Genomic DNA, 14,607 nt, shown 5'->3' on the forward strand with positions numbered 1-14,607 from the left:
GGCGGACGCAATGCTGCGGGCTTCCGATATCCTGCCTCGATATGTCGGAAATCGGCCAGCACGGGCTGGCGACCTCGGCGCAGACGCTGCCGCCGGGGGCGCGGATCGCACGGCACCGGCATCCGCTGCACCAGATCGTGTATCCGTCCACGGGCGCGGTGTCGGTGACCACGCCGGCGGGCACCTGGATCACCCCGGCCAACCGCGCCATCTGGATCCCGGCGGGCTGCTGGCACGAGCACAAGTTCCACGGCCACACCAACTTTCACGGCGTCGCGCTGGACCCCGCCCGCTACCGCCGCGGCCCGGCCGCCCCCGCGGTGCTGGCGGTGACTCCGCTGATGCGCGAGCTGATCATCGCGTGTTCGCGGGCGCGGGACACCGACGCCGGCGCGCACCACCGGATGCTGGCGGTGCTGCACGACCAGTTGCAGGCGACCAGCGTCGCCGAACCGCTGTGGATTCCCACCGCCGTGGACGGCCGGCTGCGCGCCGCCTGCGCGCTGATCGCCGACAACCTGCGCGAGCCGTTGACGCTGCGCCAGATCGGCGAGCGCATCGGGGTCGGCCAGCGCACCCTGAGCCGGCTGTTCCGCGACGAGCTGGCCATGACGTTCCCGCAGTGGCGCACCCAGGTCCGCCTGCAACACGCCCTGGTGCTGCTGGCCGAGCGGCGCGACGTCACCTCGGTGGCGGCCGAATGCGGTTGGGCCACACCGAGTACGTTCATCGACACCTACCGGCGCGCGTTCGGGCACACCCCGGGCCGGCTCGCCCCCTGCCCGTCCTAGCCGCGCGGGCCGACGGGCTCGAGCAGCTCGGTGCCGACGAACGGCACCAGCGCCTCGGGAACCCGCACGCTGCCGTCGGGCCGTTGGTGGTTTTCCAGGATCGCCACCAGCCAGCGGGTGGTGCCCAGCGTGCCGTTCAGGGTGGCCGCGATCTGCGGCTTGCCCTTGGCGTCCCCGCCGTCGCGGTAGCGGGTGGACAGCCGGCGCGCCTGGAAGGTGGTGCAGTTCGACGTCGACGTCAGCTCGCGGTAGGTCTGCTGGGTGGGCACCCACGCCTCGCAGTCGAACTTGCGCGCCGCCGACGAGCCGAGATCGCCCGCGGCCACGTCGATCACCCGGTAGGGCACCTCGATGCGGGCCAGCATCTCGCGCTGCCAGCCCAGCAGCCGCTGGTGTTCGGCCTCGGCGTCGGCGGGCGTGCAGTAGACGAAGCCCTCGACCTTGTCGAACTGGTGCACCCGGATGACGCCGCGGGTGTCCTTGCCGTAGCTGCCGGCCTCGCGGCGAAAGCACGACGACCAGCCCGCGTAGCGCAGCGGGCCGGCGGACAGGTCCAGGATCTCGTCGGCGTGGTAGCCGGCCAGCGGCACCTCGGAGGTGCCCACCAGATAGAGGTCGTCGGCCTCGATCCGGTAGACCTCCTCGGCGTGCGCGCCCAGGAATCCGGTGCCGGCCATCACCTCCGGGCGCACCAGCACCGGCGGGATCATCGGCACGAAGCCGTTCTCGACGGCCAGGCGCAGCGCCAGCTGCAGCAGGCCGAGCTGCAGCAGCGCGCCCTTGCCGGTCAGGAAGTAGAACCGCGAACCGGACACCTTGGCCCCGCGGGCCATGTCGATCAGGCCCAGCGACTCGCCCAGTTCCAGGTGGTCGCGGGGGTTTTCCAGCGCCGTTGGCTCCCCGACGACGTCCAGCACGGCGAAGTCGTCCTCGCCGCCGGCGGGGACGCCGTCGATGACGACGTTCGAGATTGCCAGGTGCGCGGCGGTGAACGCCGCCTCGGCCTCGGCCTGGGCGGTTTCGGCGGCCTTGACCTGCTCGGCCAGCTCCTTGGCGCGGGCCAGCAGGGTCGGGCGCTGCTCGGGCGAGGCGGCGCCGACGCTCTTGCTGGCCGACTTCTGTTCGGCGCGCAGCGTGTCGGCGGTCGAGATGGCGGCCCGGCGGGCGGCGTCGGCGGCCAGCAGGGCGTCCACCAGCGACGGGTCTTCGCCGCGGCTTTGTTGGGAGCGGCGCACGGCGTCGGGGTCTTCCCGGAGCAGCTTCAGGTCGATCACGGCCCGAAGCCTACTTTCACCCGGTCCGGCCGACCGGCGCAGCACCCCGCGGGAGCCTCAGGACTCACATCAGTAACTTTTGTAACGGCGCTGCGGCGCTGCTGTCAGAATGGAGCCGATGTCGCAAGCGCCCGAGAAGGACCTTCCGGAAGCCGGGGAAGCCCCCGCGGTCGAGACGGCCGCCGCCTCGGCCTTCCTGTGGCCGCGCAGCCTGCAGGCCCGCGCGACCCGGCGCGCGCTGCTGCTGACCGCGCTCGGCGGCCTGCTGATCGCCGGGCTGGTCACCGCGATCCCGGTCGGCGGAACCGGGTCCGGCCGGCTGCTGGACGCCAGCCCGGTGCGCAGCACCGGCGCCAAGAGCGACGCCGCCTTCAACCGGGCCGCCAGCGGGGAATGCCTGATGTGGCCCGACACCACCCCGGAGTCGGCGAAGATCGTCAACTGCGGCGACGACCACAAGTTCGAGGTCGCCGAATCCATCGACATGCGCACCTTCCCCGGCTCGGAGTACGGGCCCAACGCCGCGCCGCCGACCCCGGCCCGCATCCAGCAGATCACCCAGGAACAGTGCGAGGCCGCCGTCCGCAACTACCTGGGCCCCAAGTTCGACCCGAACAGCAAGTTCACCGTCAGCCTGCTGTGGCCCGGCGACCGGGCCTGGCGCCAGGGTGGGGACCGCCGCATGCTGTGCGGCCTGCAACTGCCCGGCGCAAACAACCAGCAGCAGGTGTTCAAGGGCAAGGTCGCCGACGTCGACCAGTCCAAGATCTGGCCGGCCGGCACCTGCCTGGGCATCGACTCGGCGACCAACCAGCCCACCGATGTGCCGGTGGACTGCGCGGCCCCGCACGCGATGGAGGTGACCGGCACGGTCAACCTGGCCGAGAAGTTCCCCGGCGCGCTGCCCGCCGAGCCGGACCAGGACGCCTTCATCAAGGACTCTTGCACCAAGATGACCGACGCGTACCTGGCGCCGGTCAAGCTGCGCACCACCACGCTGACGCTGATCTACCCCACCGTGCCGCTGGCCAGCTGGACGGCCGGCAGCCGCGAGGTGGCCTGCAGCATCGGCGCGACGCTGGGCAACGGCGGCTGGGCCACGCTGCTGAACAGCGCCAAGGGGCAGCTGCTGATCAACGGCCAGCCCCCGGTGCCGCCGCCCGATATTCCCGAGGAGCGGCTGTCGATGCCGCCCATCCCGTTGCAGGCTCCGGCGCAGTCGCCGTCGACCCAGTCCGGCTCCGCCGCCGCCCCGGAGATGCCGCCGAACAACCAGCACCTGCCCGGCCAGCAGCCGGTGGTGACCCAGCCCCCGCAGGCCCCGCCGCCGCCGGTCGACAACGGCGCCCCGCCCCCGGCCAACCCGGCACCCGAGGCCCCGCCCGCGCCGGCTCCGCCGCCCGCGGCGCCCCCTCCGCCTCCCCCGCCCGCGCCGGAGGCCCCGCCGGGCGGGCCCCCGCCGGCAGGCTAGCCGCCGTGCCCGTGCGGATGGATCCGCAGCGGTTCGACGAACTGGTCTCCGACGCCCTCGACCTGATCCCGCCCGAGCTGGCCGCGGCCATGGACAACGTCGTCGTCCTGGTCGACGACCGCCACCCCGAGGAGCCCGACCTGCTCGGGCTGTACGAGGGCGTGGCGCTGACCGAACGCGACTCCGACTACTCCGGCGCGCTGCCGGACGCCATCACCATCTACCGGACGGCGCTGCTGGACGTGTGCGAATCCGAGCAGCAGGTGATCGAGGAGGTCGCGGTCACGGTGATCCACGAGATCGCCCACCACTTCGGCATCGACGACGAGCGGCTGCATCAGTTGGGTTGGGCCTGACACCCCGGGCGCGGCATCCCGGATTTGTCGGCCCGCGGTGCTATGAACTCACCTATGAGCACAGACTGCCGCGACTGCCGGGCAGGCTTGGATCACTGTCACGGCACCATCATTCGCCATGCGTTGCACCGGTCCGAATGCACCGAGCCGGACTGCTTCACGCCCGAATTGATGCCGCACGCCTTCGTCATCGACTGCGACGCAGTCGGCTGCGCCTGCACCGAAGTCATCGCGCTCGCTGTGTGATCGGCGGGCTCAGCCCATCGGGTCGGTGGTGGAGCGCACCGCGTCGGCCACCGGGGTGGCGGGGATCTCGGCGGCCTCGGGGTAGAACGGCGGCGTCAGCGTGCCCCAGCGCACGCAGCTCCACCGCCCGTCGGTGATCGGAGTCAGCGCCACCGACTGGGCGTTGTCGAGGTGGTGGTCCAGCGCGAAGTCGGCCTCGACGCCGGCCAGCACGGCGGCCGCCAGCCGGATCGCCGCGCCGTGGCTGACGACCACGATGTCGCCGTGGAAATCGTGGTCGTCCAGGTAGCGCAGCCGCAGCTCGGTGAGCACCGGCAGGTAGCGGTCCAGCACCTCGCTGCCGGTTTCGCCGCCGGGCAGCGGCACCTCGAGCTCGCCGCGGTGCCACCGCTCGTAGATGGCGTTGAACTCCGCGACCGCCTCGTCGTCGTTGCGGTTTTCCAGCCGCCCGACCTGCACCTCGTGGATGCCGCCCAGCTCGACGGGCGGCAGCGCCAGCTGCCCGCCGATCACCGCCGCGGTCTGCGAGGCCCGGGTGGCCACCGAGTGCGCGAGCATGGCCGGCCGGCCCGACCGGCGGGCGAACTCGCGGGCCTGGTCGCGGCCCAGCGGCGTGAGCTCGGCGCCGGGCGGCCGGGTGTCGAGGCGGCGCTCGACGTTTCCGTACGACTGGCCGTGCCGCACCAGGATCAACCGGCCGCTCACCGCCGCGACTCCCCGGGGGGTTCGGGTTTGCCGTCCCGCACCGCCGCCAGCCAGCGCACCGCTTCCTCCGTCGACGGCGGCAGCGCCCCCGCGGGGGTGCCGGTGGGCCACGAACCCAGGTAGCGCACGTCGGCACAGCGGCGGTGCAGCGCCTTGAGCGCCTCGGCGACGGGTTCGTCGTCGATGTGGCCCACGCAATCGGCGAAGAACCGGTAGATGCCCAAACCCGTTCTGGTGGGCCGGGATTCGATGCGGGTCAAGTCGATGCCGCGGATGCCGAACTCGGCGAGCGCGGCCAGCAGGGCGCCCGGCGCGTTGTCGATGCGCAGCACCACCGAGGTCCGGTCGGCGCCGGTGCGGGCCGGCGGCGGCGCGGGCGGCCCGACCAGGACGAAGCGGGTGCGGGCGTTGGGTTCGTCGACGACGCCGTCGGCCAGGGTGTCCAACCCCCAGCGGGCGGCGGCCAGCGGGGAGGTCACCGCGGCGTCGGCGCGCCCCTCGGCCACCTGCTGGGCCGCGTCGGCGTTGGAATAGGCCGGGCGCAGCTGCGCGCCGGCCAGGTTGGCGGCCACCCACTGGCGCACCTGGGCGGCGGCCACCCCGATGGCCGCCAGGGTCCGCACGTCGGCGGCGGACAGTCCCGGCTTGACCACGATGCTGAACGCCACGTCCAGCGTCGTCTCCGCGAACACCTGCAGCGGCGAGCCGATCGCGAGGCTGTCCAGGGTGGGCGTCACCGAGCCGTCGATGGAGTTCTCGATCGGCACGCACGCGTAGTCGGCGGCGCCGTCGCGCACCGCGTCCAGCGCCGCGGGCGTGCCGTCGACCGGCGTGGGCCGCACACCGTCCGCCCCCTGTCCGGGGACCAGACCGGCGGCGGTGATCTGCCGCAGCGCCGCCTCGGTGAAGGTCCCTTCCGGACCGAGGTAAGCGATGCGGGCCACGGACCCAACCCTAGCGGCGGGCCGGCGGGAAGACTCTTGCCACGCCACACGCGGTAAGTTAACTTAGGCTTACCTAAGCAAAGGAGAATCGTGTTACCGCAGACCTGCCCCGCCCCGACCACTGCCGAACGGATCCGCAGCGCGTGCGTCCGCGCCGGCGGCGCGCTGCTGGCGATCGAACACGACGACCCGGTTCCCACTCCCGTCCATCACCTCATCGGCGCCGGCCCGTTTGCCGGCTCCTTCGCCCTGGCGCTGCCGGTCGAGCGGGAACACCGGCTGCGGCCCGTCGCGGGGGCGCCGGCGCTGCTCGAGCTGACCGACTATGCGCCGCTGCCGCTGCGCGAGCCGGTCCGGTCGCTGGTCTGGGTGCGCGGGCGGCTGCACGAGGTCGACCCGGCGCAGATCCTCGAAACGCTCGACGTCATCGCCGCCGAATGCCCCCACCCCGCCCTGCTGGGCGTCGACACCCCGCGCCGCGCGGACGGGACGGAGCCGCGGTATGTGTTGCGGCGGCTGGAGATCGCGTCCGTGGTGGTCACCGACGCGACCGGCGCCGAGCCGGTCGACGTGGCGGATCTGCTCGCGGCCCGGCCCGACCCGTTCTGCGCGCTCGAGTCCGACCTGCTGTGGCATCTGGACACCGCCCACGGCGACGTGGTGTCCCGGCTGGTGTCCCGGCTGCCCGCGCCGTTGCGGCGCGGACAGGTGCGACCGCTCGGGCTGGACCGTTACGGGGTGCGGTTCCGGGTCGAGGGCAACGACCGCGACCACGACGTGCGACTGCCCTTCCACAAACCGGTGGACGACATGACCGGGCTGAGCCAGGCCATCCGGGTACTGATGGGCTGCCCGTTCATCAACGGGTTGCGGGCCCGCGGCTGACCCGGACGGCGTCGTCCCCGCGCGGGGCGGCCCCGGCCACGTAGGTTGGCCGGGTGAACGGCGACTTCCCCCCGCGGGGCCGGCGGCCGGGCCGTCAGGGCCCGCCGCGTCAACCCGGCCCCGAGCCGTCGCCGGTGATCCCCCGGCCCGGCGGTCCGGCGCCCTCGCCGCACGCGCCCACCCAGCCGCTGCACCGGCCCCCGCCCGCCCCACCCGCACGGCCCGCGCCACCCGCATCAGCCATACGCCCGGCACGCCCCCGGCGCAAGCGCCGCTGGGTCCGGGCGGTGGCCTCGGCCCTGCTGGTGGTGCTGCTGCTGGCCGGCGTCGGCCTGGGCGCCGGGGTGGCCTGGTTCGACACCAAGCTGCACCGCGAGCCGGTGCTCGCCGACTACCCGGGCCGTCCCGAGCCGGGCCGCGGCAGCAACTGGCTGATCGTCGGCTCGGACAGCCGCCAGGGTCTGAGCGCCGAGCAGCAACAGCAGCTGGCCACCGGCGGTGACATCGGCGACGGCCGCACCGACACCATCCTGCTGGTCCACCTTCCCGGGGTGGGGTCTGGCGTGGCGCCGACGATGGTGTCGATACCGCGCGACTCCTACGTGCCGATCCCCGAGCACGGCAAGGACAAGATCAACGCCGCGTTCGCCATGGGCGGGGCGACTCTGCTGGTCCGCACGGTGGAGCAGGCCACCGGGCTGCGCGTCGCGCACTACGCCGAGATCGGGTTCGGCGGGTTCGCCGCCCTGGTGGATGCGCTGGGCGGGGTGAGGGTGTGCCCGCAGGCGCCGATGCACGACCCGCTGGCCGGCCTCGACCTGCCGGCCGGCTGCCAGACGCTGGACGGCCGCAACGCGCTGGGCTACGTGCGCAGCCGCGACACCCCGCGCGCCGATCTGGACCGGATGGTCAATCAACGGCAGTTCGTCGCGGCGCTGCTGCACCGTGCGGCCAGCCCCGCGGTCTGGCTCAACCCGTGGCGCTGGTACGCGGCGCCGCGCGCGGTCGCCGACGCGCTGACCGTGGACCGCGCCGACCACGCCTGGGACCTGGCCCGGCTCGGCTGGGCGCTGCACGGCTCCCCCGCCACGGTGACGGTCCCGATCGGCGAGTTCAGCAGCGGCGACGCCGGCTCGGTGGTGGTGTGGGACCACGCGCGGGCGGCCCGGCTGTTCGACGCGTTGTCCTCCGACGGGCAGCTGCCGGCCGGCAGCACGGACGAACAGCAGCCGTCGAGCTAGCCGTTGCCGTCGCGGTGGCCCTGCAGCCACGCCTTGGTGCGGCCCGGGTGGTGTGTGGCCAGCCAGGCCACGCCGACGTCGCGGCAGAAGTCGATGTCCTGGTAGTCGTCGACGTTCCAGCAGTAGACCGCCCGGCCCTGCGCGATGGCGCGGTCGGCGAGCTGCGGATACTCCCTCAGCGTCGGCAGCGACGGCCCCACCGCGGTCGCCCCGACCGCCGTCGGCGCCCCGCTGATCAGATAGCGGGCGGTCTTGCCGAGCAGCACGGTGGGCAGCAGCGGCGCGGCCCGCCGGATCCGCCACACCGCCGACGCCGAAAACGACATCACCACCGCGCGGGACCGGTCGGCGGAGGCGGGCGCGGCGATGCCGAACCGGTGCAGCAGCGCCAGCAGCTTGGTCTCCACCAGCGAGCCGTACCGGACCGGGTGCTTGGTCTCGATGAACAGCTTCACCGGCCGGCGCCAATCCAGCACCAGCGACACCAGCGCGTCCAGCGTCAGCAAACTGGTGTCGCCGTGCGCGCCGTCCTCGCGCCAACTGTCGTGCCAGGCCCCGTACTCGAGCTCACGCAGCTGCGCCAGCGTCATCGTGCTGACCAACCCGGCCCCCGTCGAGGTCCGGTCCAGCCGGCGGTCGTGCACGCACACCAGGTGGCCGTCGCGGGTCAGCCGCACGTCGCATTCCACGCCGTCGGCGCCCTCCTTGAGGGCGAGGTCGTAGGCGGCCAGGGTGTGTTCGGGCCGGGCGGCCGACGCGCCGCGGTGGGCAACGACAAAGGGATGCCCGGCGAGCACCTCGTCGGCCCACGTCATACCCCTATGCTGCCGGTTCCTGGCCCTTGAACTCAACCGGGGCGCCCGGCGCCGGCGGGGGCGGACCGTCGTCGGGAACCATCACCCAGCGGTGCGCGGGCCGCGCCACGGGTTTGCGCTGGAATCCCTCGAAAATGCGGGTGGCCGCGGCCAGGGTGGCGGCGGCGAACAGATACCCGAACACCATCAGGATGGTGTTGTTGGCGATGCCCTGGGCGTCGGTGACGAAGCTGGTCGCGATGGCCGAGACGGACACCGCGTAGCTGCACACCCAGGTGATCCACCACTGCAGAATGGGCCCCTTGAGCCGGTGGTAGTGCTCGTCCAGCAGGGCCAGCTCGATCACGAACACCGGCGCCCACAGCAGGTTGGCCAGCGGCACCACGCAGCCGGCCCACAACGCCCGCGCCGAGCGCGGGTCGGGCAGGCCGTGGTGGGCGAACACCGCGGCGCGCCGCGCGATCATCCAGCGGATCAGCGCCACGCCGGAGGCGATCACCGCCCCCACCGCGCCCACACTGGCCAGCACGCCGAGCCAGTCGGCGCCGATCGCCACCCACGAGTACAGCAAAGTGTCGCGGTTGATCACCAGCAGCAGGTAGCGCACGACGTAGACCAGGGCGGCGATGCCGAGCACCAGCACGCCGACGAAGGACGTGCTGCGGACCAGCTGCGCCGGCGGTCCCGGGTGCGCGGACGCGGCGGCGACGGCGGGCGGCGGCTCGACGCGGTCGGCCAGCCCCCAGCGCGGAATCACCGCGTAGCGGGGGGTGGGCCCGAGGGGACGACGGCCGCGCCGCGGCGGCGGCGCCGCGCCGGGACGCACCGCTATCCACCGGTAGCCGGGCGGCAGCCGCGGCGGCGTGCGCTGCCACCCCGGAGCCCGCGCGGGACCGGCCGGCGGGGCGTCGGGCAGGGGCGCCATCAGAGCACCCCGACAGCGCGGGCACCACTCGCGCTGCCGGTCGCGCACATTCCAGCGGGTGCCGCATTGAGAGCACACCTGGATCACCGGACCAGACTAGCGCCGCCGACGATCGCCGCCCGGCCGGGCAACGCCGCCGACCGCCGCACACTATCCACAGTTTCCACAGGTTTATCCACACCGCCCCAGGGGGTATGGATAAGCATCGCTACTGCCTCTGGCGGCTAACCGCGGTGTCACTGTGGATAACACCCGGTTTCTTATGCACGCCGTCGCGTTGCCGCAAGCCTGCCACCGAGCGAAATGGATTGGCCGGCTAACGACCGTCGACGCCACCTCCGGTCCGGCGCCGCACCTTCGGCCCGGCCCGCCCGCGCACCTGCCGTTATCGGGCAACCCGCAGGTCAGCGGCTTATTTCGCAACCTCGTGACAAAGCGCTATGATCGCGTTCTCGAAAGGTGTTTGTGACTCACCTCACTTGGCGAGGTGACCGGGGGTGAAAGGCGTTTGATGGCCACGCATTCGTTCGGTCCGGGATCACCGGCCCCGTCGAAGTCGTATGGCGGCTCGCCCGCGTGGAACCACAGCTACAGCGTCGCGGCACTGCGCGCCGGATTGATCGCACTGGCGCTGCTGGCGGTATTGGCCCTCATCGTCTTGTCTTGAAGTTCTGTCTTGAAACACCGCTGAGCGGGTATCCGCCTTCCGGCTCAGCGGGGTCGTTCTTGCGGTGCGCGCGGTCATGGAGCAGGGTTGATAACGCCCGGCCGCCGCGAGGTGGCCCGCGCGACTGAGCGTCAAGACGACAATCGAAGAAAGGAATGCCGTGGCTGAATACACCCTGCCCGACCTGGACTGGGACTATGCAGCGTTGGAACCGCACATCTCGGGGCAGATCAACGAGATCCACCACACCAAGCACCACGCCACCTACGTCAAAGGCGTGAACGACGCTCTTGCCAAGCTCGAAGAGGCCCGCGCCAACGAGGACCACGCTGCGATCTTCCTGAACGAAAAGAACCTCGCCTTCCACCTGGGCGGCCACGTCAACCACTCGATCTGGTGGAAGAACCTGTCGCCGGACGGCGGTGACAAGCCCACCGGTGAGCTGGCCGCCGCGATCGACGACGCGTTCGGGTCCTTCGACAAGTTCCGGGCGCAATTCAGCGCCGCCGCCAACGGCCTGCAGGGCTCCGGCTGGGCGGTGCTGGGCTATGACACCTTGGGCAGCCGGTTGCTGACGTTCCAGCTCTACGACCAGCAGGCCAACGTCCCGCTGGGCATCATCCCGCTGCTGCAGGTCGACATGTGGGAGCACGCGTTCTACCTGCAGTACAAGAACGTCAAGGCGGATTACGTCAAGGCGTTCTGGAACGTGGTCAACTGGGCGGACGTGCAGAAGCGGTACGCCGCCGCCACTTCCAAGGCCCAAGGCCTGATCTTCGGCTGACTTTCCTCTCGATCGGCGGGGGCGTCGCGCGCTGCGCGGCGCCCTCGTCGTTTCGCGGCCGTGTCGTGTTGCCAGCCGCCGAAACCGCAGGCATGCTTGATTATTCGAGCTGCCAGTGTGGTCATTTCCATAGCGGAGGCGTCGCGCGGAGGTCGAAATGGAAACAGGGTCGGATCGGCCTATCGGGGTGTCCCCCTTCCATTCTCGTGGTGCCCTGAAAGGGTTCGTGATCTCCGGACGCTGGCCGGATTCCACCAAGGAGTGGGCGCAGCTGCTCATGGTCGCGGTCCGGGTCGCGTCGTTGCCCGGATTGCTCTCCACCACAACGGTGTTCGGCGCCCGCGAGGAACTGCCCGACGAACCCGAGCCCGGCACGGTCGGCCTGGTGCTGGCCGAAGGCACCGTTTTCGGTGAATCAGCAATCCCGCCAGGCCATTTCGCCGACCACCAACCCCCCGCCCTGCTGATGCTGCATCCGCCGTCGGAAACCATGCCGTCGCTGCCCGAATGCACGGGCGCGGCGTCGGGATGCGTGTTGCTGCCCGGCCTGCCCTACCTCGGGCTCGAACACCGGGCCGCCTGGGTGGAAGCCGAGGCCGACGGCACCATCACCTCGATGGTGAGCCGGGTGGGCGTCGACCCGATCAGCCACCCGGACACCGCGATCCTGGCGATGCTGCTCGCCGCCTAGCGACTGCGCCGTTCCCCCTTTTCGATGCCCGACGGCCCGTGCGGCGCCGCGCGACGGGGCTGACCGGCCCCGTGGTTACGTTCGGCAGCAAAGGGTCCCCGGGTTCGTCCCCGCTCCGCGGCTCGTTGCGGCGCAATTGCCCAGCACCGGCGCGGTAATCAGCACGACCGTCAACGGGCCGGATGCCCGCCACTTCGGGACGGGTGTCCAATTCTGCGGATAACCTGTGAGTTTCAGCGATTTAGTGGACACCCCAGCGAATCAGTTAGACGCTCGTTGAGTGGGGAGTTGGTGGGCGTCAGCTATGCGGCTCGGGAATCGCCATGGGTTTGCACCTGGTTACCGTTACCAAGCCTCGCTACCATGATCAGCAAATACACCTAGGTAACAGTTAACTTCTACAGCCCTGTGGAGGTCATATCCATGAGCACGACATTCGCTGCTCGCCTGAACCGCCTGTTCGACACGGTGTATCCGCCCGGACGGGGTCCGCACACCTCCGCGGAAGTGATCGCGGCGCTCAAGGCGGAGGGCATCACGATGTCGGCTCCCTACCTGTCCCAGCTGCGTTCGGGCAACCGCACCAACCCGTCGTCGGCCACCATGGCCGCGCTGGCCAACTTCTTCCGCATCAAGCCGGCCTACTTCACCGACGACGAGTACTACGAAAAGCTCGATGCGGAACTGTCCTGGCTGGCCATGTCGCGCGATGACAACGTGCGCCGCATCGCGATGCGCACCGCCGAGCTCTCGCCCGAGGCCCAGCGCGAGGTCATGGATCGGGTCAACGAGCTGCGTCGCGCGGAGCACTTGGACGCCTGACGCCCACCCCGGCCCGGCAGCGCCCGTCCCGGCCTGCCCTGGCGGGCTGCCGCCCGCCCATTCCCATTAGGGTTGGCTCACGGATCGCGCAACGCGAGAGCGTCAGAGAACGATTGCCAGCGAAATTACCGGGGAGCGGTGAGGGAATGGGCCTGTTCCGCAAGCGAAAGAGCCGCGCGACGCGTCGCGCCGAAGCCCGCGCGATCAAGGCCCGCGCCAAGCTGGAGGCCAAGCTGGCCGCCAAGAACGAGGCCCGCCGCGCCAAATCCGCGCTGCGCGCCCAGGACAAGGCGCTCAAGGCGCAGATCAGGGCGCAGCGCGACAGCGACCGCAACGCCCTTAAAGTCGCCGAGGCCGAACTCAAGGCCGCGCGGGAGGGCAAGATCTTGTCGCCCACCCGAATCCGGCGGATCCTCACGGTGTCCCGGCTGCTCGCCCCGATCCTCACCCCGCTCGTCTACCGCGCCGCCGTCTCGGCGCGCGCGCTGATCGACCAGCGCCGCGCCGATCGGCTGGGCATCCCGTTGGCCAAGATCGGCCAGTTCTCCGGCCACGGCGCCCAGCTGTCGGCCCGCATCGCCGGGGCGGAGAAGTCGTTGCGGATGGTGCAGGAACGCAAACCCAAGGACGGCGAGACGAAGCAGTTCGTCGCCGCCATCTCCGAGCGGCTCACCGACCTGGCGGCCGCGGTGACCGCCGCGGAGAACATGCCCGCCGCCCGACGCCGGGCGGCACACGCCGCCATCTCCTCGCAGCTCGACGGCATCGAGGCGGACCTGATGGCCCGCCTCGGGTTGAGCTGACCCGCATGCCGCCGCGCAAGCGCCGGGCCCCGCGCCTGCTGGTCGCCGTCGCCGCCCTGTGCCTCGGATCGGTGGCCTGGTCCCCGATCGCGTCGGCGCACGTGCACGCCGGCAGCGACAACCCGGTGCGCGGCGCCATGGCCGTCGTCACCTTCCAGGTGCCCAACGAATCCAACACCGGGGCCGCCACCACCGCGCTGACCGTCGCGCTGCCCAACGTGGCCGCGGCGCACACCGAGACCATGCCGGGCTGGACGGCCCGGCTGGACCGGGACGCGGCATCCGGCACCGTCCGCTCGGTCACCTGGACCGCCGCCGCGGGCGGCGGCATCGGGCCCGACCAGTTCGCCCTGTTCCGGCTGTCGGTGAAGCTGCCCGACGCCGACACCGTCAGCTTTCCGGCCACCCAGACCTACGCCGACGGCACCGTGGTCAAGTGGGATCAGCCGCCGCTGCCCGACGGCGGCGAGCCCGAGCACCCGGCCCCGACGCTCGCCCTGGCCGCCGGGCCGGCGGCCGGCCACCAGCACCCCGGCGGGCCCGCCGCGGCCGACAACGCCGCGCGGTGGCTGGGCGGCGCCGCGCTGGTGCTGGCCGCGCTCGGCATCGCGATCGCCCTGGTCCGCCGGCGGGCATGAGGCGCTGGGCGGTTGGCGCGTGCGTCGGCGCCCTGGTCCTGATCGCCGGGCTGACCGCGCCCGCGGCGTGGGCGCACGCCGCCCGCGTGGCGACCGACCCCGCCGCCGACGCGGCGCTGACGACCGGGCCGCACCGGGTCAGCGCGACCTTCAACGAGCAGCTGCAAACCACCTTCGCCGCGATGACGGTGGTCGGGCCGGACGGCAACGTGTGGTCCACCGGAGAGCCCACCGTGCAGGGCGCGGTGGTCAGCGTGGCGGTGCGACCGCTGGGGCCGGCCGGGACGTACACGGCGAACTACCGGGTGACCTCCGCGGACGGCCACGTGGTGGCGGGATCCTGGTCGTTCCGGCTGACCGTGCCCGGCACCGGCACACCGGGGCCCGCCGCGGCCGGGCACGCCGGCGGGGGTGGCGGCGCGGTGCCGGTCTGGCCGTTCGTGGCGGCCGCGGCGGCGCTGATCGCCGGGGGCGCCTGGTGGGCGGCCCGGCGCGGGCGGTGACCGGCGGCCCGGGCGGCGGGAGGCGTCCTGGCATGATGGGTCGAAG

Annotated in this window: 17 protein-coding genes and 1 pseudogene; 13 read left to right on the forward strand and 5 right to left on the reverse strand. The window is 72.2% G+C overall.

Going from position 1 to position 14,607, the window contains the following annotated elements; translation table 11 throughout:
• Positions 1–41: 41 nt before the first annotated feature.
• A pseudogene (locus tag H7I87_RS17835) lies at positions 42–831 on the forward strand (AraC family transcriptional regulator); the annotation flags it as partial.
• Here H7I87_RS17835 and serS read toward each other — a convergent pair.
• The gene (serS, locus tag H7I87_RS17840; RefSeq protein WP_033719214.1) at positions 788–2,065 is read right to left on the reverse strand and encodes a serine--tRNA ligase; all 1,278 of its coding nucleotides are present in this window, start codon (positions 2,063–2,065) and stop codon (positions 788–790) included. The pseudogene H7I87_RS17835 and the gene serS sit on opposite strands and share 44 nt — an antisense overlap.
• A 109-nt stretch (positions 2,066–2,174) precedes the next feature.
• On the opposite strand from serS, the gene H7I87_RS17845 reads away from it, so the two are divergent.
• From H7I87_RS17845 to H7I87_RS17855, 3 genes are read left to right on the forward strand one after another with little or no spacing between them, the layout of a single operon-like run.
• On the forward strand, positions 2,175–3,536 hold the full coding sequence (locus tag H7I87_RS17845) for a septum formation family protein (protein WP_033719215.1): 1,362 nt from the start codon (positions 2,175–2,177) through the stop codon (positions 3,534–3,536).
• Positions 3,537–3,541: 5 nt separating this feature from the next.
• Complete coding sequence (locus H7I87_RS17850) at positions 3,542–3,892, forward strand: metallopeptidase family protein (protein ID WP_033719216.1); 351 nt, start codon at positions 3,542–3,544, stop codon at positions 3,890–3,892.
• A 54-nt stretch (positions 3,893–3,946) separates the two neighbouring features.
• A complete protein-coding gene (locus tag H7I87_RS17855) occupies positions 3,947–4,138 on the forward strand; it encodes a hypothetical protein (RefSeq protein WP_003872302.1) in 192 nt (63 codons plus the stop codon).
• Positions 4,139–4,147: 9 nt separating this feature from the next.
• Here the strand turns inward: H7I87_RS17855 and H7I87_RS17860 are convergent, their stop codons facing one another.
• Both H7I87_RS17860 and pheA read right to left on the reverse strand, forming a co-directional pair.
• On the reverse strand, positions 4,148–4,843 hold the full coding sequence (locus tag H7I87_RS17860; RefSeq protein WP_003872301.1) for a histidine phosphatase family protein: 696 nt from the start codon (positions 4,841–4,843) through the stop codon (positions 4,148–4,150).
• Positions 4,840–5,787: a prephenate dehydratase gene (gene pheA / locus H7I87_RS17865; protein ID WP_003872300.1), complete on the reverse strand. Its 948-nt coding sequence runs from the start codon at positions 5,785–5,787 to the stop codon at positions 4,840–4,842. Before pheA ends, H7I87_RS17860 begins: the two co-directional genes overlap by 4 nt.
• 90 nt (positions 5,788–5,877) lie before the next feature.
• Between pheA and H7I87_RS17870 the strand changes: the two genes are divergently transcribed.
• Both H7I87_RS17870 and H7I87_RS17875 read left to right on the forward strand, forming a co-directional pair.
• Positions 5,878–6,672, forward strand: coding sequence for a DUF2470 domain-containing protein (locus H7I87_RS17870; protein WP_033719217.1), 795 nt, complete (start codon positions 5,878–5,880; stop codon positions 6,670–6,672).
• Between the two features lie 287 nt (positions 6,673–6,959).
• Entirely contained in the window at positions 6,960–7,913 is a 954-nt protein-coding gene (locus H7I87_RS17875) for an LCP family protein (RefSeq protein WP_063966947.1), read from the forward strand.
• Here the strand turns inward: H7I87_RS17875 and H7I87_RS17880 are convergent.
• Positions 7,910–8,728, reverse strand: coding sequence for a glycerophosphodiester phosphodiesterase (locus H7I87_RS17880; protein WP_009974423.1), 819 nt, complete (start codon positions 8,726–8,728; stop codon positions 7,910–7,912). The genes H7I87_RS17875 and H7I87_RS17880 overlap by 4 nt on opposite strands.
• Before the next feature lie 4 nt (positions 8,729–8,732).
• Positions 8,733–9,740: a DUF4328 domain-containing protein gene (locus H7I87_RS17885; RefSeq protein ID WP_180896998.1), complete on the reverse strand. Its 1,008-nt coding sequence runs from the start codon at positions 9,738–9,740 to the stop codon at positions 8,733–8,735.
• 424 nt (positions 9,741–10,164) lie between these two features.
• Between H7I87_RS17885 and H7I87_RS17890 the strand changes: the two genes are divergently transcribed.
• The 7 genes from H7I87_RS17890 to H7I87_RS17920 all read left to right on the forward strand — a co-directional run bounded on the left by H7I87_RS17890 (position 10,165) and on the right by H7I87_RS17920 (position 14,561).
• On the forward strand, positions 10,165–10,320 hold the full coding sequence (locus H7I87_RS17890) for a hypothetical protein (protein WP_003872295.1): 156 nt from the start codon (positions 10,165–10,167) through the stop codon (positions 10,318–10,320).
• Positions 10,321–10,480: 160 nt separating this feature from the next.
• Positions 10,481–11,104 carry a superoxide dismutase gene (locus tag H7I87_RS17895; protein WP_003872294.1) on the forward strand — a complete coding sequence of 208 codons (624 nt, stop codon included), beginning with the start codon at positions 10,481–10,483 and terminating at the stop codon, positions 11,102–11,104.
• 157 nt (positions 11,105–11,261) lie between these two features.
• Positions 11,262–11,795 (forward strand): hypothetical protein, encoded by a 534-nt coding sequence (locus H7I87_RS17900; RefSeq protein WP_003872293.1) that lies wholly within the window; start codon positions 11,262–11,264, stop codon positions 11,793–11,795.
• 423 nt (positions 11,796–12,218) lie between these two features.
• Positions 12,219–12,617 carry a helix-turn-helix transcriptional regulator gene (locus H7I87_RS17905; RefSeq protein WP_003872292.1) on the forward strand — a complete coding sequence of 133 codons (399 nt, stop codon included), beginning with the start codon at positions 12,219–12,221 and terminating at the stop codon, positions 12,615–12,617.
• Positions 12,618–12,763: 146 nt separating this feature from the next.
• Complete coding sequence (locus H7I87_RS17910; protein WP_011723389.1) at positions 12,764–13,420, forward strand: DUF6474 family protein; 657 nt, start codon at positions 12,764–12,766, stop codon at positions 13,418–13,420.
• A 5-nt stretch (positions 13,421–13,425) separates the two neighbouring features.
• The gene (locus tag H7I87_RS17915; RefSeq protein ID WP_011723388.1) at positions 13,426–14,058 is read left to right on the forward strand and encodes a YcnI family copper-binding membrane protein; all 633 of its coding nucleotides are present in this window, start codon (positions 13,426–13,428) and stop codon (positions 14,056–14,058) included.
• Positions 14,055–14,561 (forward strand): copper resistance CopC family protein, encoded by a 507-nt coding sequence (locus tag H7I87_RS17920; protein WP_011723387.1) that lies wholly within the window; start codon positions 14,055–14,057, stop codon positions 14,559–14,561. Before H7I87_RS17915 ends, H7I87_RS17920 begins: the two co-directional genes overlap by 4 nt.
• Positions 14,562–14,607: the final 46 nt, after the last annotated feature.

The sequence above is a fragment of the Mycobacterium timonense genome (assembly GCF_025821985.1).
GTDB lineage: Bacteria > Actinomycetota > Actinomycetes > Mycobacteriales > Mycobacteriaceae > Mycobacterium > Mycobacterium avium.